This is a genomic window from Herbaspirillum sp. Sphag64 (assembly GCF_014192645.1).
In the GTDB taxonomy this organism is placed as follows: domain Bacteria; phylum Pseudomonadota; class Gammaproteobacteria; order Burkholderiales; family Burkholderiaceae_D; genus Herbaspirillum.
In genome coordinates this window covers 390,135-414,543 of the sequence record NZ_JACHYE010000002.1, presented here as the reverse complement: position 1 = coordinate 414,543, position 24,409 = coordinate 390,135, and the positions used below count along the sequence as shown (strand labels likewise).

Here is a 24,409-nt window from a genome sequence, read left to right as displayed (position 1 = left end):
CGGAGAGGGAAGATGAAAGACGACGAGTTGGTACTGCGTATCCGTCGCGAGCTGGCTGACAGCTACGACGAAGAACTGGAACTGGAAATTGAAGACCGGACCATCGAACAACTGGCCGACGGCGTCTACGACACGGATGGTTCCGGGTCCGGTAGTGAACAGGAAAAGGCCGAACGCCGCCTGTACTTCCGGGAGCTGTTCCGGTTACAGGCCGAGCTGGTCAAATTGCAGGACTGGGTGGTAGCCACGGGTCACAAGGTCGTGATCCTGTTTGAAGGGCGCGATGCGGCAGGCAAAGGTGGCGTCATCAAACGCATCACGCAGCGTCTCAATCCACGCGTCTGTCGCGTCGCCGCATTGCCGGCACCGAATGACCGCGAACGCACACAATGGTATTTCCAACGCTATGTCTCACATCTGCCTGCGGCCGGTGAGATGGTTCTGTTCGACCGCAGCTGGTATAACCGCGCCGGTGTGGAGCGGGTGATGGGATTCTGTAGCGATGACCAGTATGAAGAGTTTTTTCGCTCTGCGCCGGAGTTTGAACGCATGCTGGTGCGTTCCGGTATTCAATTGATCAAGTACTGGTTTTCGATCACCGATGAAGAGCAGCATATGCGCTTTCTCAGTCGTATCCACGATCCGCTCAAGCAATGGAAACTGAGTCCGATGGACCTCGAATCGCGTCGTCGCTGGGAGGACTACACCAAGGCTAAGGAAGTCATGCTGGAGCGTACCCACATTGCTGAAGCGCCGTGGTGGGTGGTGCAGGCAGTGGACAAGAAGAAGGCGCGTCTGAACTGTATTCATCACCTGCTCAGTCAAATGCCTTATGCCGAGATTGCGCATCCGGGTATTGAATTGCCGGAGCGGATTCGTCATGATGGTTATTTTCGGCGTGAGGTTGCCAATGAAATCATGGTGCCAGAGGTCTACTGAAGTGCCGTGCCCTTTAAGAAAAACGGGAGCATCAAGCTCCCGTTTTTTATGTACACATGTGTTTGTCGCTGAGCTGCTGGCGACAAAATCATGTGAGATCAGAAATATTTTTTCAACACTTCACCAAACGCCTGTTCAGCCGACATGCCGCCACGCATCAGCGCAGTAATTTCAGTTGAATGTTCGCCGATCGTATCAGGCAGGGTGCCACGGTTGGCCTTGAAGTATTCGTATTTTTCGGTATCCACCAGATCCTTGGCACGGGTCGCCGCACTTGGACCACGCGGGCCGGTGGCGCGTGTGACACGGCCGCTGCTGGTGCGTGCTGGCTTGAGGGCGCCAGCTTTTGCCAGTTTGATCTGTTCAATGGTAAAGCTGCCGGTAGCGTTGCCCGGGGCAAATTCAGCGGCTTCAGGATGATGCAGGTGATGGTTGCCGTCGAACGCCATTTTCTTGCCAGCACTATTGGTCAACTCATAGCGGGGGCCGTTGCCTGACGTCACCAGTGCAAATTGCACTTTTTCTCCGTAGGTTTCCATCTGGCCGATGACACCGGTGAGATAGTCGCTTTTGAGGGTTTCGATATTGCCGTTCCAGCGTTTGCTTCTTGTCGTAGTCAAAATACGTACTTCCTGTAATGATGGCAACCGCGCGCGAGGGGATTCAGGGTACCGAAGACCAGCCTGCATACCATTGTTAGCGACAATAGCTACGATGGCAATGTTGGTACTGGTCAGGTACTCCTTTAGCGGGAGAGGCAAAAATCCGTGGCGGTTGGCCGTGATAAATTAGCCCTCCATTATCCTCTTCTCGCGCAAGGAATAACAGTACAGGGGTCAGATTTGTCCGAATTTTTTCGTGCGATGGTCTGGTATGCCGCCTGATAGCGCTACTTATGCGCATCTTTACCTTGTTTTTCAGATTTATCCTAAGTCTCTGCCATTGAAAAAGATGGTGACATACCAACATGCACGCAACGATGCCATCCGGCATTGTCTTCGGATTGTCAGTCAGACAGGAGTAAGACCTTATGCCTTCCCGTTTTGCCATCATTTTCGTGCTATCGGTGCTGGGTGCTTTGCATGCCTGGATTGGCTGGCGCCTCTTGCCTGCGCTGAGTGGCAACACTGGTGTGATCCTGTTGGGCAGCCTGTACTTACTCTTGTCATCGCTGATGATACCGATCGGCTTGCTGGCGCGGTTCCTGAAGGTACAGGCCTGGGCTGACCGTCTGACCTGGGTCGGGATGCTGGCCATGGGCTTCTTTTCGTCCCTCCTGTTGCTGACGCTGGCGCGTGAACTGGTTCTGCTGTGTGTACCTTTACTGTGGCCAGCATTGGCTCATCAAGCGTTGTTGACGTGGTCGGCGGTAGTGGCCTTGGGAGGCGCTGTGGGGCTGACGCTATGGGGCCTGATCAACGCCCGGCGCGTGCCTGCCGTGGTGGAGGTGGACGTGCCGATCAGCAACCTTCCTGCAGCATTGCAGGGATTCACGATTGCACAGATCAGTGATATCCATGTCGGTCCTACCATCAAGCAGAATTATTTGCGCGCCATCGTCGACAAGGTCAATGCGCTGCATCCTGATCTGATCGCCGTCACTGGCGACCTGGTCGATGGCACTGTGGCGCAGCTGGCGGAGCATACGGCACCGCTGGCGCTATTGCAGGCGCGACATGGCAGCTATTTCGTTACCGGCAATCATGAGTATTACTCCAACGCCGATGCCTGGGTTGCCGAGGTGCGACGGCTGGGGCTGACAGTGCTTATGAATGAGCATGTGGTCTTGCATCATCGCGGTGCGCCGCTGGTGCTGGCCGGCGTGACCGACTACACCGCACATCATTTTGATCCGGCGCAGCGCAGTGATCCGCACGCTGCGCTGGCGTATGCACCAGCCGACAGTGGCGTCAATATCCTGCTGGCGCACCAGCCACGCAGCGCCGAAGCAGCGGCCGAAGCCGGCTTTGACCTGCAACTGTCCGGGCATACGCATGGTGGCCAGTTTTTCCCGTGGAACCTGTTTGTACCGTTGCAGCAGCCCTATGTTGCCGGGCTCAACAAGCTGCGCAATCTGTGGATTTACACCAGTCGCGGTACGGGCTACTGGGGGCCACCGAAGCGTCTGCTGGCACCCTCTGAAATTACCCGCTTGCGCCTGGTCGCTGCCTGAACGACCGAACTTGTCAAGACAGGTAAAGCGACTCCTGCTGGCGCGTCGCACGCCGGATCGCCTGCGGGGCATAACCAAAGACGCGCAAAAAGGCGCGTCGCATCCGTTCCGGATCATCAAAGCCGACTGCGCGCGCAATGTTCTCCAGCGACTCGTCTCCGGCTTCGACGCGTGGTCGGGCCACCTCTGCACGTAATTTTTCGATCGCCTTGGCTGGTGTCTGGCCGGTCTCGGCACTGAAAGCGCGGTCAAACTGACGGCGACTGAGGCAGGCCACCTCAGCGAGTCGTTCCGCACTCAGAGATTCATGCAAATGGTCACGCGCGTAACTGAGCGCCTGACGGATACGTCCTGATGGCGGATCCATTGCCAGCAGGCTGGAAAACTGCGACTGACCGCCCGGACGCCGGTGATACACGACCAGTTCGCGTGCGACTGCACGTGCCAGCTCGGCACCATGATCTTCTTCAATCAGCGCCAATGCCAGATCAATCCCCGCAGAAATCCCGGCCGAGGTCCAGACCTTGCCATCCTTGATGAAAATCTTGTCACTATCGACCTGTACCGCCGGATGCATGCGCTGCAGCCGCGTCGCCATGCGCCAATGGGTGGTGGCACGCTTGCCATCAAGCAGTCCGGCTGCTGCCAGGACAAAGGCGCCGGTACACACGCTGGCGACGCGCCTTGCCTGTGCCGCGGCATGCTGCGTGTAGTCGAGCAAGGTCGCCGACAGCAAACCTTCACGTGGGCCGGCACCGCCCGCCACGATCAGGGTGTCCAAGGGAGCACGTTCCAGTGGTCGGGTAATGACCGCGATGCCGGAGGCGCTCTCCAGCAGGCCGCCCTGTTCGGACATGACGCGCAACTGGTAGTGCTGATGACCAGCGAGGCGATTGGCGACATCGAAGGCGGTCAGCGGACCGGTGAAGTCAAGCAGGCTGCAATCGAGGAAGAGCAGGAATCCGATCTGACGAGTCGCCATAGTAGATGTCTCAAAACGAGGGTTTAATGTCATTTTGGTCGGATGCTGCCACGTCACACTACTTCTGTCAATTTGCTCAGGAGTGACCATGGCGTCCAATAACACACCCTTAACCGCGCCGATATTGCCAACCAATGAAGGCGCGACCTCAATGCCAGATCTGACCCGCCATCGCTGGAAAATTCTCGGCATCGGGGTGCTGGCCAATGCCAGTTTTTCTGCCGCCTTTTCAGGGATACCGATGACGGCGATTGCGCTGCGCAGCGATTATCGCCTCGACAACATCCAGTTGGGACTTGCAATGGGCGCATTGGGGTTGGGCGTAGCCTTGAGTGAGTTGCCGTGGGGTGTGTTGACCGATCGCTGGGGCGACCGGCGTGTGTTGCTGATCGGTCTGTTTGCGACAGCGCTGGCGTTGATGCTGATGGCAATCTGGATCGTGCCGGGCGCGGCTGGCGTGCCGCCGGTAGCGTTTCTGGCACTGGGTTTGCTGTTGGTTGGCATGCTCGGTGGCAGCGTCAATGGCGCCAGTGGCCGTGCCGTCATGGGTTGGTTTCACGAGGGGGAGCGTGGCTTGGCCATGAGTATTCGTCAGACCGCGGTGCCGCTGGGAGGAGGGGCCGCAGCGCTGGTATTGCCGTATCTTGCCGTGAGTTTTGGATTTATGCCGGTATTTGCATTGCTGGCGCTGCTATGCTCTGGTAGCGGGGCATTGGCATGGCGCTGGTTACATGAACCACCGCCGGCGAATACGGTGCATGTCGGCAAGTCTGATTTGCCAGCAAAAGCAGCTACTGCACTGCGCAATATCGGGGTTTGGCGTATGGCGCTTGCTACGGGCATTCTGTGCTTTCCGCAAGTATCGATCCTGACCTTCGCGTCGATATTCCTGCACGATGCCGGTCATGCCAGTTTGCTCCTCATTAGCACCAGCTTAGCCATGGTTCAGATCGGTGCTGCGGTGACCCGCATCTGGAGCGGCCGCTGGACGGATCGGCATCGTAATCGTCGCGCCTATCTGCGTGCCTGCAGTTTGCTCAGTGTGCTGTTGTTTGTCGTATTGGCATGTCTGGCAGCCTGTGCAGGTCATGCCGGGCAGAGCGGACATTGGTCGCCCACCATGCTGTTGTCAATGACGGGAGTACTCATAGCAGGTGGTATCTGCGCCTCCGCCTGGCATGGTGTGGCTTACACCGAGCTGGCCACGTTGGCTGGCGCACGTCAGGTTGGGACGGCACTTGGACTAGGCAATACCTGCGTGTTTCTGGTGTTCTTCCTGGCGGCACAGATAGTGCCTGCCTTACTGGCGTGGCAGGCCTGGCCAGCAGTATGGCTGGCGGGAGCGGTTGCCGCTTTACTCGCATGGAAGATCTTTCTCGCTCCGGGACCGTAGCCAATCTGTACCGGGAATAGAGGGAAATGAGGGTTATAGGCGACCGGTCTAATTTTTCGGTAAAATACGATTCTATGAGAGATACCTACCTTGAAAACAAGCTGCATATCCTGCTGGTCGGACGTCGTCTGATTGCCCAGAAGGGTTTTGCCAGCGTTGGACTGAGCGAAATACTGAGCGCCGCCGCGGTGCCCAAGGGCTCGTTTTATCACTACTTTGGTTCCAAGGAGCAATACGGACTAGAGCTCATTGAGCATTATGTGGCCGAGTATCTGCACATGCTCGATGGCATTCTGGGGCAGCCAGGTCCAGCCCGTGAGCGCTTGCTGGCGTACTGGGGCCATTGGCTGGAAACCCAATGCTGTGACGCGGTGGAGCACAAATGTCTGGTGGTCAAGCTCAGTGCCGAAGTGGCCGACATGTCGGACGCCATGCGCTTGGCCCTGCACCATGGCACACAGGCGTTCATTGGCCGACTTGCCGCATTGATCGCGGCCGGCGTGGAAGATACCTCGCTGCATCCTGCGCTGGAACCTGCCAGTACCGCGCAGCTCTTGTATCAGTTGTGGCTGGGCGCCAGTCTGCTGAGCAAGCTCAGTCGCGACCGTCAGCCATTGCAGGCAGCCATGGACGTTACCTTGCGCGTGCTGATCGCACCCTGACACCTTCTTCTCTTTGCCTGCGGCATCAATGATCTGCACGCTGCCGTATTGGCCACTTTCCCAAAGGACATCACATGACACAGTCATCCACCATCAATCGGCGCATTGTGCTGGCCTCGCGCCCGGCAGCAGCACCAACGCCAGCTAATTTTCGTCTTGAAGAGACCGCTGTGCCGGTGCCGGGCGCTGGTCAGTTCCTGCTGCGCGCAGATTACCTGTCGCTCGATCCCTATATGCGTGGCCGCATGAGTGATGCACCTTCCTACTCGCCGCCGGTCGAGATTGGTGGTGTCATGACCGGTGGCACGGTCTCGCAGGTGGTGACTTCGCAGCATCCGGATTACCAGGCCGGTGATCTGGTCATGGCCTATACCGGCTGGCAAGACTATGCCGTCTCCGACGGCACGGGCGTGACGCGGCTTGATCCGGCGATGGCGCATCCTTCCTATGCGCTGGGTCTGTTCGGTATGCCGGGCTTTACCGCGTATGCCGGTCTGCTCGATATTGGTCAGCCACAGCCGGGAGAAACCGTGGTCGTTGCCGCCGCTACCGGTGCCGTGGGCTCGGTCGTCGGGCAGATTGCCAAGCTCAAGGGGTGCCGCATTGTCGGCATTGCTGGTGGCGCAGAAAAATGTCGCTATGCGGTCGAGGAACTCGGTTTTGATGCCTGCATCGATCATCGTGCCAGCGACTTTGCCCAGCAACTGGCGCAAGCCTGTCCGCAAGGCATTGATGTCTATTTTGAAAACGTCGGTGGTGCCGTGTTTGAAGCGGTCTTGCCGTTACTCAATGTGCATGCACGCGTGCCGGTATGCGGTCTGATTGCGCAGTACAACGGTGTGACGCCGAATGCTGCCTTGATGATCGCATTGCCCCGCAAATTACTGACCACCCGCATTCGCATGCAGGGCTTCATCATTTTTGACTATTACCAGCGCGCTGGTTACTTCGCTGAATTCTTCCGTGACATGAGCGCCTGGGTTGCTGCCGGCAAGATCAAGTACCGCGAAGATGTCGTACAAGGACTGGAAAATGCCCCACAAGCCTTCATTGGTCTGCTGGAGGGAAAGAATTTCGGCAAGCTGGTGGTACAAGTGGCTTGAGTTACCTCGATGAATAAGTAGCTGTAGCGATAACAAAGGATTTGCATGATTCCGTTTTCCGTACTGGACCTGTCGCCGATTGCGCAGGGTGACAGCGCCACACAAGCTTTCAACAACAGCAAGGAGCTGGCGCAAAAGGCCGAGCAGCTTGGTTATCAGCGCTACTGGCTGGCCGAACACCACAACATGAGCGGCATCGCCAGCGCCGCCACGGCGGTGGTGATCGGCCATGTCGCCGCGCACACCAAGACGATTCGGGTCGGTGCCGGTGGCATCATGTTGCCCAACCATGCGCCACTGGTCATTGCTGAACAGTTCGGTACGCTGGAGTCACTTTTCCCTGGTCGGATTGACCTTGGTCTGGGGCGCGCACCGGGTTCGGACCAGCGCACGGCCCGCGCACTGCGTCGTCATCTGGGAGACAGTGCCGAGACCTTCGCCGACGATGTCGCCGAATTGCAGGGATATTTCCGTCCGGTGTCACCAGGGCAGGCGGTACGTGCCGTGCCGGGTGCCGGTTTGCAGGTCCCCATCTGGTTGCTCGGTTCGAGCATGTACAGCGCCCAGCTTGCCGCAGAAATGGGTTTGCCATTTGCCTTTGCCTCGCATTTTGCTCCGGGCTTTATGCAGGCTGCCGTTGAGGTCTATCGGAGTCGCTTCAAGCCGTCTGCCGCGCTGGCGCGTCCGTATGTCATGTTGGGCTTGAATGTGTTTGCCGCCGATACCGATGCTCAGGCGCAGCTGCTGTTTACCTCCCTGCAACAGCAGTTCGTCAATCTGGTACGTGGCGTGCCGGGACAATTGCAGCCACCACGTGCCAGCATGGAGGATTACTGGCGTCCGGAAGAAAAGGCCCACGTTGAACGTGCTCTGGCTTGTGCGGTGGTCGGTTCTCCCGACACCGTGCGTGAGGGGCTGCAAGCCTTTATCGAGAACACCGGCGCGGATGAATTGATGATGACGGCCCAGATCTACGACCATGCTGCGCGTTTGCGTTCGTTTGAGATCGTGGCTGCGGTGCGTGAATCGCTGACCCTGACACCACAGATCTGATCTGCGCTGCCCCTTGAGCTGGTGTAAGCGTCGGGCAAGTGATTTGCCATAAAATGGATTCTTTCTTTATTTCATTGCTGGCATCATAGCAAGGCACCAATTCAGGGGGAATCCATGTTGTATAGCAAAACCAGTCTGGGCGGGATGGTCACCGCGCCACATCATCTTGCGGCACAAGCTGGTGCCAGCGTGCTGCGTGAAGGTGGTAATGCGGTCGAGGCCATGGTGGCGGCAGCCGCTGCCATCGCCGTGGTTTACCCGCACATGAACGGGATTGGTGGCGACGGCTTCTGGCTGATCAGCGAGCCCGGTCGTGAGCCAGTTGCGATTCAGGCCTGTGGACAGTCGGCAGCGTTGGCGACCAAGGATTTCTACGCCAGCCATGGCGATACCAGCATCCCCAATCGCGGCCCCCGTGCCGCCTTGACCGTCGCTGGTGCAATTGGCGGCTGGCAGGTGGCGCTGGCGCATGCACAGACGCGCCAATGGAACAAGCCTTTACCGTTGTCGCGTTTGCTGGCCGACGCCATTGGGCATGCTGCCAACGGCATACCCGTGACCCGTTCGCAGGCCGAGCTGACCCGCGACAAATGGGATGAACTCAAGGATCAACCGGGTTTTGCCAGCACCTATGCCGCGCAAGGTATTCCCGTACTCAATGACATCCTCAAGCAGCCGGCACTGGCGGCCACATTGCGCCAGCTGGCACAGGCTGGCCTGGATGATTTCTATCGCGGTGATCTGGCCCAGCGGCTCGCGCAGGGTCTGGAACAGGCTGGTAGCCCGTTGCGAGGCAGCGATCTGGCAGCCTACCGGGCCCAGGTGGTGCAACCGTTGATGGTGCAGCTCAAGTCTGGTCGCGTCTACAATCTGCCACCGCCGACACAGGGCGTTTCTGCACTGATGATCATCGGCCTGTTCGAGCAACTCGGTGTGACGGAGGCGGAGGGCTTTGCCCATGTGCATGGGTTGGTTGAGGCAACCAAGCGTGCGTTCATCCTGCGCAACCGTTATGTCACCGATCAGGCCCATATGAGCGTCAATGCGGCGGACTGGCTGCAACCAGCGGCGTTGGCGCAGGAGGCGGCGCAGATTGACAGGCAACGTGCCGCAGTCTGGCCGCATGTTGCCAAGCCAGGTGACACTATCTGGATGGGCGCTGCCGATGCACAAGGCAGGGTGGTCAGTTATATACAAAGTATCTTCTGGGAATTTGGCAGCGGCGTGGTGGTCCCGGAGACCGGTGTCGTCTGGCAAAATCGCGGTGCCAGTTTTACGCTGGATGCAGGTGCCAATCAATTGCAGCCGGGCAAATTGCCGTTTCATACGCTCAATCCGTCGCTGGCGCTTCTTAACGATGGGCGTACTCTGGCCTACGGTACGATGGGTGGCGAAGGCCAGCCACAGACGCAGGCGGCGGTTTTCACTCGCCATGTTCTGTTTGGGCAGAATCTACAAGCAGCCATCAGCGCACCACGCTGGCTGTTGGGACGTACCTGGGGTACGGTGTCGACCAACCTGAAACTTGAGGGGCGCATCGCGCCAGCGCTGGTAGCTGCGCTGCAGCATGCCGGGCATGAAGTCGAGATGCTGGACGACTATACCGACACTATGGGGCATGCTGGTGCGGTTTGTGTACACCCGAATGGCGTGATTGAAGGGGCAACGGATCCACGTGCTGATGGTGTTTGCGCAGCACTCTAAAACTTTCATGATGGAAATGTCATGGAAGTTTTGCTCGTCAAACAGACCCTGGGATGATGTCTATGGAGGGCGATAATCGATAATCGCTCCAGTTGTTAACCGGTGTTGCCCGTTAATTAAACGATAATATTGACTGATTGTAATCAATCACTGATTGCCCCAAAGCCATGTGAGCAGCTAATATTCGAGTTAACAATCGAAAAAATCGTATTTCCTTGAACGGCCAGACCAGCATCTGCAGATTGCCTCATTGCCTCAGGACTTACCTTGCATCCAAGCTGGAGTAGCCTTGCTGATAAAAAAACCATCATCGACGTTGAGTCTCTCATCGTGGGTCACCATTGGTCTGGTGCTCGCGCTGTTGATCACGACTTCGTCCATGTTGATTCTGGTCGACCAGTTTACACGTAGCTATGCGCGTAGTCAGGCGCAGGCGCGTCTGAGCCAACTGGCCTGGCAGATGCAGGAAGCGCTGGATCGCAGCCTCGGTGAACGCTTCATTGACGTCAAGATCATGGCGACCCGGCCGGCATTGCGTGAGGCCAATGATGTGTTCCGCATCCGCGGTATCTTCAATGAGTTGCAGAAAAACGTTCCCAATTACGCCTGGATAGGGCTTGCCATGCCCGATGGCAAGGTACTGGCGGCAGTCAATGGCTTGCTCGAAAAGCAGAGTGTGGCTGAGCGGCCCTGGTTCAAGGAGGGGCGCAAGGATTTTTACGTCGGTGATTATCATCCGGCACTAATGTTGGCAAGCAAATTGCCCATCAGCAATGAGCCTTGGCGCTTTGTGGATATTTCGACGCCCATCATGGGCACTGACGGAAAATTCAAAGGTGTACTGGGCGTACATCTGAGTTGGGAATGGGCGCGAGATCTGGTCAAGAAACTGGTTAATCCAACCAATGACCGTTTCGATGTCGACATTATGCTGGTGCGTGACGACGGCACGGTTGTCCTCGGCCCCAAGGACATGGAAGAAAAGAAGATGGATTCCGACAGTTTCCGTGCCTCCCTGCGATTGCCATCGGGGGCACTGCGTGAGGTGGGGCCTGATGGCACCCCTTATCTGACCGGCTTCGCCCGCACTGGGCTCAACAGTGAATATGGTGACCTGAAGTGGTCGGTATTAGTGCGTCAGCCAGAGCAGCTCGCCATGCGCGGTTTCAGGGATTTGCAACGCCAGATGCTGTTGGTTGCCTGCGCGGTCAGCATTGTCCTGATGGTGCTGGTTTTCGCGCTGGCGCGCCGGCTGGTGGCGCCAATGAATCAGCTCAATGCTGCTCTGGAGCGGCGTGCCATGGGGGATCATGATGTCGAGGTCCCGATCATCAATACCTACCATGAAGTTGCCTTGCTCTCCACCACGTTGGCTACGCTGGTACAGCGTGAAGAAAGCTATCTGAAGGAAATGCGCCAGCTCAATGAAGGCTTGGAGCAACGCGTGGAAGACCGCACCCGGCGTCTGCACGAAACCGCCATTGCGCTGCAACAGGCGCTCGATACCCAGCGCGAAAATCAGGCAAAGCTGGAAGAGAGTGAAAACGAGCTGCGCGCGATTCTGCACAATGCCAATGATGCCTTTATTGCCATGGATCAGAATGGCGTGGTTCAGGAGTGGAACCGGCAAGCCGAAATCCTGCTCGGATGGAGCCGTGAAGAAGCACTCGGGCGTGAGCTGGCCGAGATGATTGTGCCGCCTGAGCAACGCGATCTGCATCGGGCCGGCATGAAACAATATCTGGCTACCGGTGAGGGCTTGCTCATGAACACCCGGGTCGAGATGCAGGCGATCCGGCGCGATGGTGATGAATTACCGGTCGAGATGACGCTGGGATACGTGGAAGTGCGTAGTGGCTGCCTGTTCATAGCCTTCCTGCACGACATCACCGAGCGTCTTGCCTTCCGCAATTCGTTGCAGGAGATGGCGTTGTCGGACATCCTGACCGGTTTGCCGAACCGTCGTGCGTTTGCCCAAAAGCTGCCCGAAGCCATGGCCCGCGCTGAACGTGATCCGTTGAAGATGGGCCTGCTGTTTATGGACATTGACGGCTTCAAGCAGATTAATGACAAATATGGCCATATTGCCGGTGACGAATTGCTGATGCTGTTTGCCAGCCGCCTGCGTGAATCGGTACGCGATGTGGATACCGTGGCGCGTCTTGCCGGGGATGAGTTCACCGTCATTCTCGAACGTTTACATTCACGCGATGATGCGCTCGGGGTAGCCAGGAAAATTTTGGCGGCAATGCGCGCACCTTTTTATTTACGCGAAGCCACGATCAATATCTCGGTCAGTATTGGCGCGGCGATGTTCGATCCTGCCGTGCATACAACTCAGGACCGTCTGGTGGCGCAAGCCGACAATGCCATGTATGTCGCCAAGAATGCCGGCAAGAACCGGGTCGAAGTCAGCGCCTGATCGCGTGATCTGGCATCCGCGTGCCATTTTTCAAGTTATTTCCCTTCTGTGCTGCCGGCCGGCGGCACTGCCTGCCACCTCGTGGTGTTTCACGCCATCATCCGTTTGTTTACACAAAATTTATACCCCTGACAGATAGTTTTATCTGTATTTGACGGCGCCCGCGCTATCGTTCGCTCCGCAAGCTGCCATTACGGCAGCATCTTTATCAACAAGGGAGTGGAACATGGATTTCATCTATGCCGGGGGCCTGCTGGTGTGCGGTGTCCTGATGTGGGCATTCGTCGTCGGGTGCAAGAAATTGGAGGATATGCAATGAGCTTCATGCAAATTATCGGTCTGGCCGCTTCGGTAGGCATTCTGGTCTACCTGATCGTGGCCTTGATTAAACCGGAGGCATTCTGATGACTCAGTCAACTACCCAGCTAGCGCTCTACCTGGTGGTGCTATTGCTGTTGTCATTCCCACTGGGTTGGTACATGGCGCGCGTGATGGAAGGCAAGTCTGCCGTCAATCGCGTCTGCGGCGGCGTCGAACGCCTGTTCTACCGTCTCTGCGGCATTGATGCGAATGCCGACATGAGCTGGAAACGATACACCCTGGCACTGTTGTTGTTCAACGTGCTGGGCATGTTTCTGGTCTATGCATTGCAACGTCTGCAACTGTGGTTGCCGTTGAATCCACAAGCAATCGCCAATGTGAGCGAAGATTCCTCGTTCAATACCGCAATCAGCTTTGTGACTAACACCAACTGGCAAGGTTACTCGGGCGAAAGCGCCATGAGCTACCTGACCCAGATGTTGGCACTGGCAGTACAAAACTTCTTCTCGGCAGCGACCGGTATTGCGGTGGCATTTGCCCTGATCCGTGGTTTTGTTCGTCACAGTAGCAAGAGCATTGGTAACTTCTGGGTCGACTTGACCCGTTCGACCATGTACATCCTGCTGCCACTATCGCTGATCGTGGCCGTGATCCTGATGAGCCAGGGCGTGATCCAGAATTTCAGTTCGTATCAGGAACTGACCACCATGGAAACCACGACCTATACGCAACCAAAGGTGGATGCCCAAGGTCAGCCCCTCAAGGATGCACAGGGTCAGCCTGTGACAGAAACGCTGCAAACCAACAAGCAGACTTTGCCAATGGGCCCGGTCGCTTCCCAGGAAGCGATCAAGATGGTTGGTACCAATGGTGGCGGCTTCTTCAATGCCAACTCGGCACATCCTTATGAAAATCCGACACCACTGTCGAACTTCATTCAGATGCTGGCGATTCTGATCATTCCAGCCGGTCTGTGTACCAGCTTCGGTGTACTGGTTGGTGACCGGCGTCAGGGCTGGGTGATTCTGGCAGCGATGACCTTGCTGTTTGTGGTCATGGCGGTGACGCTCATGTACTTCGAGCAGCAGCCTAATCCGGTGATGAGCAATCTGCATGCAGTCTCGACCAATGGGGTCGCAGGTACCGGCACTATGATGGAAGGTAAAGAAACACGTTTTGGCATCACTGCCTCGAGTTTGTTTGCCACGATTACGACGGCAGCTTCTTGCGGTGCGGTCAACGCCATGCACGATTCGTTATCGCCAATGGGCGGCTTGGTACCAATGCTGCAGATGCAGCTGGGTGAAGTGGTCTTCGGTGGCGTCGGTGCAGGCTTGTACGGCATGTTGATCTTTGCTGTGCTGGCAGTGTTCATTGCTGGTTTGATGATCGGTCGTACACCCGAATATCTGGGCAAGAAGATTGGCGTCTTTGACATGAAGATGATGTCCATCGCGATCCTGATGACACCTGCCCTGGTGCTGGTATTTACCGCCATCTCGGTCTTGGTGGAGAACGGACTGGCAGGTATTTCCAATCCGGGTGCGCATGGTTTCTCGGAAATTCTGTACGCCTTCAGCTCTGCCGCCAACAACAACGGTAGTGCGTTCGCAGGCCTCAATGCCAATACACCGTACTACAACATCACCACCGGTATTGCCATGTGGCTGGGTCGTTTCGGCATCATCGTGCCGGTCCTGGCGATGGCTGGCTCACTGGCTGGCAAGAAGCGTCTGAGTGCAACTTCGGGCACCTTGCCGACACATGGTCCGCTGTTTGTAGCGCTGTTGATCGGTGCGGTATTGCTGGTCGGTGCATTGACATATGTTCCAGCGTTGGCGCTGGGTCCGGTGGTCGAGCATCTGCAAATGCTGGCTGTGCATTAATTGACCGGCATCAAAGCTGAAAATGGAGAAAAAAATGGCAAATAGTTCTGCCACCAAATGGATGTTCGATCCGGTGATCGTGAAACCGGCACTGATCGATTCTTTCAAGAAGTTGTCACCCCGTGCGCAATGGCGCAATCCGGTGATGTTTGTGGTCTACCTGGGTAGTATCCTGACCACCTTGCTGTACCTGCAAGCCCTGAACGGCCAAGGTGAAGCCCCGTCCGGCTTCATCCTGGCTGTCACCATCTGGTTGTGGTTTACGGTCTTGTTCGCCAACTTTGCCGAAGCATTGGCTGAAGGCCGCAGCAAAGCCCAGGCCGCATCGTTACGCAGCGCCAAGAAGAGTGTCATGGCCAAGAAGCTGCTACGCGCCAACCGTGGCGACAAGCCTAATCTGGTCGAAGGCAGTACCCTGCGCAAGGGTGATCTGGTGCTGGTCGAAGCGGGTGATACCGTGCCGGCCGACGGTGAAGTCATCGAAGGCGTAGCCACCGTTGACGAAAGCGCCATCACGGGCGAATCGGCACCGGTGATCCGCGAATCCGGTGGTGACTTCAGTGCAGTCACTGGTGGTACCCGCGTGTTGTCGGACTGGATCATTGTTCGCGTGACCGTTAATCCCGGCGAAGCCTTCCTCGATCGCATGATCGCCATGGTCGAAAGCGCCAAGCGTCAAAAGACGCCGAACGAGATCGCGCTGACATTGTTGCTGGTCGCGCTGACTATCGTGTTCCTGCTGGTGACCGTGACGCTGCTGCCGTTCTCGGTGTTTAGCGTCACTGCCAACCATGCCGGTACACCGGTGACCGTGACCGCGCTGGTCGCACTACTGGTGTGTCTGATCCCAACGACGATTGGCGGTTTGCTGTCCGCTATCGGTGTGGCCGGTATGAGCCGCATGATGCAAGCCAACGTGATCGCGACTTCCGGCCGTGCGGTCGAAGCCGCCGGTGACGTTGATGTGCTGTTGCTGGACAAGACCGGCACCATCACCTTGGGTAACCGTCAAGCCTCGACCTTCCTGCCTGCCAATGGCGTGAGCGAGCAAGAGCTGGCCGATGTGGCACAACTGGCATCGCTGGCTGATGAAACACCCGAAGGTCGCAGTATCGTGGTGTTGGCCAAGAAGCGTTTCAATCTGCGTGAACGCGAAATGGCCAGCCTGGATGCCCAGTTCATCGCCTTCAGTGCACAGACCCGCGTTTCGGGTGTGGATATCGGCAATCGCTTGATCCGCAAGGGTGCATCAGAAGCCATTCGCAAGCTGGCTGAGGAAGCTGGTTCTGGTTTGCCAGCCGATGTGGCGGCCAATGTTGACGTGGTCGCTCGTCGCGGCAGTACGCCACTGGTGGTGTCTGAACAGAATGGCGATCAGTTCCGCGTGCTGGGTGTGATCGAGCTCAAGGACATCGTCAAGGGTGGTATCAAGGAACGCTTCTCGGAATTGCGCCGCATGGGCATCAAGACCGTGATGATTACCGGTGATAACCGTCTGACTGCTGCAGCGATTGCCGCCGAAGCGGGCGTCGATGATTTCCTGGCCGAAGCAACGCCAGAAAACAAGCTCTCGCTGATCCGCCAGCATCAGGCTGAAGGCAAGCTGGTGGCGATGACCGGCGACGGTACCAACGATGCGCCAGCACTGGCACAGGCAGACGTGGCCGTAGCCATGAATACCGGTACCCAGGCCGCCAAGGAAGCCGGCAACATGGTCGACCTGGATTCCAATCCGACCAAGCTGATCGAGATCGTGGAAATCGGCAAGCAGATGCTGATGACCCGTGGCAGCCTGACCACCTTCAGTATTGCCAACGACGTGGCCAAGTACTTCGCCATCATTCCGGCGATGTTCGCGACCACCTATCCGCAACTGGCAGCGCTGGACGTGATGCATCTGAACAATCCAGCCTCGGCGATTCTGTCGGCAGTGATTTTCAATGCGCTGGTGATCGTGTTCCTGATTCCGCTGGCATTGCGTGGTGTGCAATACCGTGCGCTTGGTGCTGCTGTGCTGCTGCGCCGTAATCTGTTGATCTACGGTGTGGGTGGTCTGCTGGTTCCCTTTGTCGGTATCAAGCTGATCGACGTATTGCTTGGCCTGTTCGGGCTGGCTTGATTGTATTTTGACCAAGGAGTCATTCATGAAAACTTATTTACGTCCGGCCTTGTCGCTGTTCATCCTGATGTCGGTGTTACTGGGACTGGTCTATCCGGCAGTCGTCACCCTGATCGGGCAGGCCGCCTTTCCACAGCAAGCCAACGGTAGTCTGATCAAACGTGGCGATGTGGTGCTTGGTTCTGAACTGATCGGTCAGAACTTCACCTTGCCGAAGTATTTCTGGGGCCGTATCTCGGCTGCAGGTAACTTCCCCTACAACGGCTTGGCCTCGGGTGGCAGTAACTTCGGTGTGCTCAATCCGGCGCTGGGTGATGCTGCCAAGGGTCGCGCTGATGCGCTGGTAGAAGCCGATCCGGAACACAAGAAGGACATTCCGGTCGATCTGCTGACCGCCTCGGCCAGTGGCCTGGATCCGCATATCAGCCCGGCGGCAGCGGAATATCAGGTAGCGCGTATTGCCAAGGAACGTGGCCTGTCGCAAGACAAGGTGCGCTCACTGGTGAAGGCGCAGACGGAAGGGCCGCAATGGGGCTTGTTCGGTGAATCAACCGTCAACGTTCTCAAGTTGAACCTGGCACTGGACGCACAGGCCAAGTCCTGAACCAGGCGTTGTTAAAATGAGAAGGGCCGGGATGATCCCGGCTTTTCTCATTCTGCCTATCCACTACAATAGACTGCACCATGATCAATCGCCCTGATCCAGACGAACTGCTTGACCGCGTCATGCGTGAAGAAGACCGCCAGGCACGTGGCCGGCTGAAAATCTTCTTTGGCGCATCGGCTGGCGTCGGTAAGACCTATTCCATGCTGGCGGCCGCCCAGACCTTGCATGAGCAAGGTGTCGATGTGGTTGCCGGTATCGTCGAAACCCATGGCAGGGCAGACACCGAGGCGATGTTGCAGGGGCTGGAGCGCCTGCCATTGCGCACCTATGAATACCGCGGCCGTGCGCTTTCTGAATTCGATCTGGATGCAGCGTTGGAACGCCAGCCGTATCTGATTCTGGTGGATGAACTGGCGCATTCGAACATTCCCGATTCACGCCATGCCAAGCGCTGGCAAGATATCGAGGAGCTGTTGCACGCCGGTATCAACGTTTATACCACCGTCAACGTCCAGCATCTGGAAAGTCTCAACGATGTGGTCGGACAGATTACCGGTATCCGGGTTCAGGAAACCATTCCCGATCATGTGATTGATGATGCCGATGAAGTGACGTTGGTCGATTTGCCACCTGACGAATTACTGCTGCGTCTCAAGGAAGGCAAGGTCTATCTGCCGCAACAGGCGGAAAAGGCCAGTCGCAACTTCTTCCGCAAGGGCAATCTGTTGGCGCTGCGTGAAATCGCCTTGCGCCGCACCGCCGACCGCGTCGATGCCGACATGCGCGCCTACCGCGCCGATCGCTCCATCGCCCAGCTATGGCAAACCAAGGAACGGATCGTCGTCGGTATCGGCACCAGCGCCGATGAAGACAAGCTGGTACGCGCAGCGGCACGTCTGGCGGCAAAACTACAGGCCGACTGGCTAGCGGTATTCGTGGATGCGCCAAGCTGGCCGCGGGCCACACTGGCGCGCCGCGAACGCATGTTGAAGACCCTCAAACTGGCCCAATCGCTGGGCGCAGAAACGGCCAGCATCACTGGTGACGATGTGGCACAGGCATTGGTACAGTTCGCCCGTAGCCGTAATGCTGGCAAGCTGGTGATTGGTCAGTCGCGTCGTCGCAACTGGTTCAAGCGGCTGCGTACCAGTCTGACCGAACGGATTGCCTTGCTTGGCGAAGAGATTGACGTTTATGCGGTCGCGCGCGAAGACAAGGAAGAACCAGCCGGTCCACGGGACCCATTGCAGGGTGAATTTTCGACCGGCAGTCAGCGGCGTCGGCAAGGTTATCTGTGGGCTAGCATCAGTTGTGCGGTCACTACTGCCTTGGCATGGTGGCTGATTGGTTTTCTGCATCCAGCCAATGTCATCATGGTGTATCTGGTTGGTGTCATGATTGTCGCGGTACGCTATGGTCGCTCGGCCTCGGCACTGGCTTCGGTGCTAAGCGTACTGGCTTTCGATTTCTTCTTTGTCGAGCCGCGCTTTTCGATCTCGGTATCCGATGCGCAATATCTGGTGACGTTGCTGGTCATGCTGGCGGCATCGCTGTTCATCAGCACCTTGGCCTCACGTCTGCGGCATCAGGCCAATGTCGCCATGCTGCGGGAAACCCGCTCCGGCAACCTGTACATGCTGGGCAAGGAACTGGCAGCGGTGCTCACGCTAGAGCAGATTCTGGAAATCGGCCGTCGCCATCTGGGCGCCGTGTTTGGTGCCAAAACTGCTTTCCTGCTGCCCGACAGCAGTGAACATGTGCGGGTCGCCATACCCAACGAACACGATCCCCATACCCTCGATGAAGTGGATCTGGGCGTGGCCCAATGGGTTTATGACAATGGTCAGCCTGCCGGTAGCGGCACCGCGACACTGCCAGCGGCGGAGGCATTGTATCTGCCGCTCAACGCGACCATGCGTACCCGCGGCGTGCTGGCATTCATCAGCGACGACAACAATGCAGCAGGTCGCAATACGCAACTGGCGCTACCCGAAAATCGGCAGATGCTGGAAATCTTTGCATCGCAGATTGCCATGGCTGTCGAGCGTCTACATTACGCCGAGGTGGCGCAGGATGCCTTGTTGACAATGGAGTCGGAGCGCTTGCGTAATTCCTTGTTATCGGCGATTTCGCATGATTTGCGTACCCCGCTGACCTCGCTGGTCGGCAGTGCAGATGCACTGGCTAGTCATCCATCGCTGGGTCCTGACGAACGCGCGATGGCACAGGTCATCAGTGAGCAATCGCAGCGCATGTCCGGACTGGTCGAGAACATGCTCGACATGGCACGTCTGCAGTCTGGCGGGGTGACGCTGAACCGCCAGTGGAACGCGATTGAAGAAGTGGTCGGTACTGCCTTGCGCTTGCTGCAAAAGACGCTCGGTGAACGCAAAGTGGAAGTGCACCTTCCCGTCGATCTGCCATTGGTCAGATTTGATGCGGTATTACTGGAACGTGTATTTGCCAACCTGATCGAAAACGCGGTCAAATATTCACCGGGGAATCAACCGATTCTGATCGAGGCACACGCCGTACCAGGTTATCCCGGCACGCTCGATATTGACGTCATTGATCATGGCCCTGGCTTTCCTCCCGGCATGGAGGAACGGGTTTTCGAGAAATTCACCCGTGGCGACAGTGAGTCCAGCACGCCCGGCGTTGGCCTGGGCCTGGCGATCTGTCGCGCTATTGTAGAGGCGCATGGCGGTACCATTCGCGCCTTACCCAATGATGCGCAGCGTCCCGGAGCGCATGTCCGATTCACCTTGCCACTGGAAAAAACACCCGCATTGCCGGAGGAAGATTAAACATCATGCTTGATCACGCAGGTAACATCGTTTTCGTCGAAGATGACGCCCACATCCGCAAGCTGGTACGCGGTGCGCTGGAACAGGAGGGCTTCATTGTCCATGAGGCGCGCACGGCGCGTGAAGGCATGGTCGAGGCGGGTACCCGTAAGCCGGATCTGGTGATTCTGGATCTCGGCTTACCCGATATGGATGGCAAGCAGGTGATCGCTGACATCCGCTTATGGAGTGACATACCGATTGTGGTGTTGTCGGCACGCACGCAGGAGGCAGAGAAGGTGGAGGCCCTGAATGCTGGTGCTGACGATTTTCTGATCAAGCCATTTGGGGTACCGGAACTGTTGGCGCGTATTCGCGTCCAGTTGCGTCGTCGCAGCCAGTCAGGCGCGGCGTCAGGACGGTTCCGTATGGGTGAGCTGTTTATCGATCTGCCGGCACGCAGCGTTACCAAAAATGGTCAGCCAGTGCATTTGACACAAATCGAGCATCGTCTGCTGGCAACCTTGCTACGCGATGCCGGGCGTGTCATCACCCATCGTCAGTTGCTGGTCGCCGGCTGGGGCCCGAGTCATACCGATGATCATCATTACCTGCGCATTTACATGCAACGACTGCGTCAGAAACTGGAACAGGATTCGACCCAGCCGCAATACCTGTTGACTGAAATCGGGGTTGGCTACCGGGTCGCCAACGTCGAGCCTGGCTGAAACAGTCGACTCTTGACAATATCACCGGATCTGCTGTGCAGAAGAACTGGTGGCGACAGCGGAAGAAGTCAGTGCTCAGGAAAATGCATTGCGCCACGCAGTGACTTTCTTCAAGCTGCCGTCGTAGCCGATGGCTTACATCGTGTGTGAGACCGACAGCACAACGTGGCTGCGGCCGAGGTTTTTGCCATCGACAAAGTAACCTGCATTCTTGGCAGTGGTGTCAGTGTAGAACGCACCCACCACATAACCAGAAAAGTCACGCGACACGCCCAGCTTCCAGTCGGTATAGGACAAGTTGCCAGAGTTGCTTCCGGTGTAAGCCTGGCGACCAATATGGGCAACCCCGCTAATGCCTGCGAACAGATCATGGCTCAAGGTCAGATCGGTATAGCTGGTGCCACGGGTATTGGCTGCACCGAAGGTGTCGCCCAGGCTATAGGAATAGCGCAGAGAAATCCATTTGGCGTCGACGCCGACATAGACTTCATTGGTATTGGCCGAGGTTGAACCGGCTGGCATGTCGCCTGGATAGGCGTAATGCAGGAAGCCGATATCGGTGGTGATGGTATCGGTCACGGCATATTTGTAACCACCATACAGATCGGCCTCCAGGCTGGCTGAGGCACCCGGTGTGGCATCGCTGATCCAGCTGATGTTCGAACCCCAGACGCCGGCATACAGACCACTTTCATGCGAAACGTCGAAGCCGCCTTGCAGCGCAGGCTTTTCATTGGTCTGGGTCAGACCTCGGAACACATACTGGGTGAACAGTCCTACATTGGCAGTGGCGGTGAATGCAGGTGCTGGCGCAGTCGGAGGTGTTGCGGCAGGAGTTGCCGCAGGCGCGGCCGCATCTGCAGCGGGTGCTGTTGCTGGTTCGGTCGCATTGGTTTCCTGCGCACTCGCGGGCAGTGCCTGCAACAACAATGCGGCAACTGCAGCGCTAGCGAGTGTCTTCAGGTGAAACGATCCGGATGTCATGTTCTGGTACTCCACTATGTTGATTAACGAGGGGCACACTGTAGAGAACGCGACATTGATTCCTTATAAAACTTTGACCTGCGCCGATAAATAAAACGTAAATACAAAACGTCAATGACCGGCAACAATGAACCAGCCACCTACTCACAAGTCTGAAAAAATCAATCTTTTCAGTAGGGGCGGTTTGTGAGGGTCTCGTTGATGAGCACGGTGCTAGCATCAGCTCAGATGCTGAGCGATATCGCTTGAAGACATCGGTTTACATCTTAAAAAGGGGAAGCAAATGAGGCAGATAATGGGGAAGTTGGTGGCACATATCACGCAGACAATGATAGGGCAGGCAGTGCTGAAGACGCTACGTATTTTGATCGGCACTATGCTGCTCCACGCGGCCTTCGGTGTACAGGGAGCATATGCTGCGGGTGGCATGAATGTCGATGATGCGCAAATCCTGGAAGCAGATACCTGCCAGCTGGAGAGTTGGGCGCAGTTCAATCACACGGGGACGGAGCGTTGGTTCAGCCCCGCCTGTAGTCCTAACGAACATGTTGAATTTTCATGGGCTGGTGCATGGCAGCGCGATCTCAGTGGTACCTATCTGGCCGCCAGTCAGTTCCAGGGCAAGACGGTATTACGCGAGCTGTCCAGTGACGTCACTGCGATCGGCATGCTGGCCGGTGCCGAACGGATCACCGAAGGCATGACAGAGAGCGATAGCGCCAGACAAGCGGACTGGAACTATTATGCCAAGCTGCTCACCACAAGCTCTTTCCGTGATAATGACATCCTGCTGCATACCAATCTGGGTGTCAGTCAGAGTAAGAAAGATCACACCACCAGTCTGACCTGGGGTGTGGGCAATGAGACCCGCTTGTTCGAAAAATCCTCATTCATCGCCGAAGTTTTTGGCGAAAACAAGGGGCGGCCATCCTATCAGGCAGGCGTACGTCACACCTTGATTCCTGAGCAACTGGAGCTTGATCTCACCTATGGCAACCGCTTCGGTCGTGATACCCAGGAGGCCTACTTTGTATTGGGTTTGCGGTTTATTGCGCCGGGCTTGTTCCGTTGAATTTTCTGCGGTGTCAGAGGCGCGATGTTGTGTACCGGCGCTGGCATGTAAAATACTGCCTGTAGCACCTCTCCTCAACACCCCATAGGATGACCGTTGGAAAACTTTTTGCTGATCGTCGTGGCCCTTTTTCTGGTCGCGTTGAACGGTTTCTTTGTGGCTGCCGAGTTCGGTCTGGTGAAGCTGCGCCAGACCCGCATCCGGGCCATTGTCAAAACACAAGGTATGCGTGGACGTATCCTGGCAATCGTACACGAGCAGCTTGATGCCTATCTGTCGGCTTGTCAGCTTGGTATCACGCTGGCGTCGCTGGGGCTTGGCTGGATTGGCGAGCCTGCCTTTGCCAGCTTGCTGGAACCCATGTTTGGCTTGCTCGGCGTGGTCTCGCCGGAAGTCATCCATGGCGCATCCTTCATTCTGGCCTTTTGCCTTATTTCCTTCCTGCATATCGTCGTCGGTGAGCTGGCCCCGAAATCGATGGCCATTCGCAGCCCGGAGCACATTGGATTGTGGTGCGCACCCCTGTTATATGTTTTTTACTGGATGATGTTTCCCGCGATCTGGCTTCTCAACAGAAGCGCCAACTGGGTTTTACGCGTGACCGGGCTGGGTCGGGCAGTTGCACATGACGCCCATTATTCGTCAGAGGAGCTCAAGCTGATCTTGCGCAGTGGTGCCAGTCATGCCATGAGCGAGCAGGGCAGTGGTAGCGGCACCGGATTTACTCAGCGCGAATGGAATCTGCTGGCACACTCGCTGGACTTTGGTGAACTCAAGGTCTCCGATCTGATGCGTCCTGCGCACGAGATGGTGGGACTGAGCGCTGGCAATACCCAGGCGCAGAATTTCGACATCATTTATCGCAACAGCTTCAGCCGCTATCCTTACTTTGATGCCGAGCACCAGCAAGTGCTTGGATTGTTGCATCTCAAGGATGTCTTCATTGCCCAGCAGGATGGCAAGCCGGTTGCCGCGCTGAGCAGCTACCTGCGGCCAGTGCAGGTGATTGCGCCGAGCATGCCGGCGCAGGAATTATTGCGGCACTTCAAGGCTGGCGCACCCCATTTTGCGGTGATTGGCCGGGCAGGCCAGCCACCGCTCGGGTTTGTGACACTGGATAATCTCTTGAGCGTCCTGGTGGGGGAGATTCGGGACGAGTTCCGTCACACCAGCAATGAATGGACCTGGCAAAGCGATGGCACATTGCTTGGCAAGGGGAGTTTGCCGATCGCGACTCTGGAACACATGCTGGCCACTGATCTTGAATGCGACGAGACTGTCGATTCGGTCGGTGGACTGGTCATGGCGCAATTGGGCGAGATACCTCAGGAAGGCCAGAAGGTGATCTTTGAAGCTTTCGATATCGTCGTTGAAAAGATGAGGGGAGCAAAGATCTTGTTGGTGAAGGTTTATCCAAAGATATCGAACAGCCAGCACTAAAAACCTGTTAGCGATTTTAGTGTGAAGTCATGGTC

General features: G+C 56.8%; 19 protein-coding genes. 16 read left to right on the top strand and 3 right to left on the bottom strand.

Annotated elements, in window-relative coordinates; genetic code table 11:
* Positions 1–12 precede the first annotated feature (12 nt).
* Positions 13–939, top strand: coding sequence for a polyphosphate kinase 2 (ppk2, locus tag FHW66_RS06815; RefSeq protein ID WP_183379006.1), 927 nt, complete (start codon positions 13–15; stop codon positions 937–939).
* Between the two features lie 98 nt (positions 940–1,037).
* Here the strand turns inward: ppk2 and FHW66_RS06810 are convergent, their stop codons facing one another.
* Entirely contained in the window at positions 1,038–1,559 is a 522-nt protein-coding gene (locus FHW66_RS06810; protein WP_183379005.1) for a hypothetical protein, read from the bottom strand.
* A gap of 410 nt (positions 1,560–1,969) precedes the next feature.
* Here FHW66_RS06810 and FHW66_RS06805 point away from each other — a divergent pair, with 410 nt between their 5' ends.
* Positions 1,970–3,112 carry a metallophosphoesterase gene (locus FHW66_RS06805; protein WP_183379004.1) on the top strand — a complete coding sequence of 381 codons (1,143 nt, stop codon included), beginning with the start codon at positions 1,970–1,972 and terminating at the stop codon, positions 3,110–3,112.
* 13 nt (positions 3,113–3,125) lie between these two features.
* Here FHW66_RS06805 and FHW66_RS06800 read toward each other — a convergent pair whose 3' ends face one another.
* Positions 3,126–4,094 (bottom strand): GlxA family transcriptional regulator, encoded by a 969-nt coding sequence (locus FHW66_RS06800; RefSeq protein WP_183379003.1) that lies wholly within the window; start codon positions 4,092–4,094, stop codon positions 3,126–3,128.
* 151 nt (positions 4,095–4,245) lie between these two features.
* On the opposite strand from FHW66_RS06800, the gene FHW66_RS06795 reads away from it, so the two are divergent.
* The 12 genes from FHW66_RS06795 to FHW66_RS06740 all read left to right on the top strand — a co-directional run bounded on the left by FHW66_RS06795 (position 4,246) and on the right by FHW66_RS06740 (position 20,878).
* Positions 4,246–5,487: an MFS transporter gene (locus tag FHW66_RS06795; RefSeq protein WP_221196910.1), complete on the top strand. Its 1,242-nt coding sequence runs from the start codon at positions 4,246–4,248 to the stop codon at positions 5,485–5,487.
* A gap of 74 nt (positions 5,488–5,561) precedes the next feature.
* Complete coding sequence (locus tag FHW66_RS06790; protein ID WP_183379001.1) at positions 5,562–6,149, top strand: TetR/AcrR family transcriptional regulator; 588 nt, start codon at positions 5,562–5,564, stop codon at positions 6,147–6,149.
* Positions 6,150–6,223: 74 nt separating this feature from the next.
* Positions 6,224–7,252 carry an NADP-dependent oxidoreductase gene (locus tag FHW66_RS06785; protein ID WP_183379000.1) on the top strand — a complete coding sequence of 343 codons (1,029 nt, stop codon included), beginning with the start codon at positions 6,224–6,226 and terminating at the stop codon, positions 7,250–7,252.
* Positions 7,253–7,297: 45 nt separating this feature from the next.
* Positions 7,298–8,305, top strand: a complete 1,008-nt coding sequence (locus tag FHW66_RS06780) for an LLM class flavin-dependent oxidoreductase (protein ID WP_183378999.1) — start codon at positions 7,298–7,300, stop codon at positions 8,303–8,305.
* Between the two features lie 114 nt (positions 8,306–8,419).
* Positions 8,420–10,009 (top strand): gamma-glutamyltransferase family protein, encoded by a 1,590-nt coding sequence (locus FHW66_RS06775; protein ID WP_183378998.1) that lies wholly within the window; start codon positions 8,420–8,422, stop codon positions 10,007–10,009.
* 289 nt (positions 10,010–10,298) lie between these two features.
* Positions 10,299–12,431, top strand: coding sequence for a diguanylate cyclase domain-containing protein (locus FHW66_RS06770; protein WP_255458847.1), 2,133 nt, complete (start codon positions 10,299–10,301; stop codon positions 12,429–12,431).
* 315 nt (positions 12,432–12,746) lie between these two features.
* Entirely contained in the window at positions 12,747–12,836 is a 90-nt protein-coding gene (kdpF, locus tag FHW66_RS06765) for a K(+)-transporting ATPase subunit F (protein ID WP_183378997.1), read from the top strand.
* Entirely contained in the window at positions 12,836–14,638 is a 1,803-nt protein-coding gene (gene kdpA, locus FHW66_RS06760; RefSeq protein ID WP_183378996.1) for a potassium-transporting ATPase subunit KdpA, read from the top strand. Before kdpF ends, kdpA begins: the two co-directional genes overlap by 1 nt.
* A 34-nt stretch (positions 14,639–14,672) precedes the next feature.
* Positions 14,673–16,757, top strand: coding sequence for a potassium-transporting ATPase subunit KdpB (kdpB, locus tag FHW66_RS06755; protein WP_183378995.1), 2,085 nt, complete (start codon positions 14,673–14,675; stop codon positions 16,755–16,757).
* A 25-nt stretch (positions 16,758–16,782) separates the two neighbouring features.
* Positions 16,783–17,361 (top strand): potassium-transporting ATPase subunit KdpC, encoded by a 579-nt coding sequence (gene kdpC / locus FHW66_RS06750; RefSeq protein WP_183378994.1) that lies wholly within the window; start codon positions 16,783–16,785, stop codon positions 17,359–17,361.
* Positions 17,362–17,441: 80 nt separating this feature from the next.
* Entirely contained in the window at positions 17,442–20,171 is a 2,730-nt protein-coding gene (locus FHW66_RS06745; RefSeq protein WP_183378993.1) for a sensor histidine kinase KdpD, read from the top strand.
* A 5-nt stretch (positions 20,172–20,176) separates the two neighbouring features.
* Positions 20,177–20,878 (top strand): response regulator, encoded by a 702-nt coding sequence (locus FHW66_RS06740; protein ID WP_183378992.1) that lies wholly within the window; start codon positions 20,177–20,179, stop codon positions 20,876–20,878.
* A 135-nt stretch (positions 20,879–21,013) separates the two neighbouring features.
* On the opposite strand, the gene FHW66_RS06735 is transcribed toward FHW66_RS06740, so the two are convergent.
* Positions 21,014–21,862, bottom strand: coding sequence for a TorF family putative porin (locus tag FHW66_RS06735; RefSeq protein WP_183378991.1), 849 nt, complete (start codon positions 21,860–21,862; stop codon positions 21,014–21,016).
* Positions 21,863–22,157: 295 nt separating this feature from the next.
* Here FHW66_RS06735 and FHW66_RS06730 point away from each other — a divergent pair, with 295 nt between their 5' ends.
* Positions 22,158–22,934 carry a hypothetical protein gene (locus FHW66_RS06730; RefSeq protein WP_255458845.1) on the top strand — a complete coding sequence of 259 codons (777 nt, stop codon included), beginning with the start codon at positions 22,158–22,160 and terminating at the stop codon, positions 22,932–22,934.
* Between the two features lie 96 nt (positions 22,935–23,030).
* Positions 23,031–24,374, top strand: a complete 1,344-nt coding sequence (locus FHW66_RS06725) for a hemolysin family protein (protein ID WP_183378990.1) — start codon at positions 23,031–23,033, stop codon at positions 24,372–24,374.
* Positions 24,375–24,409: the final 35 nt, after the last annotated feature.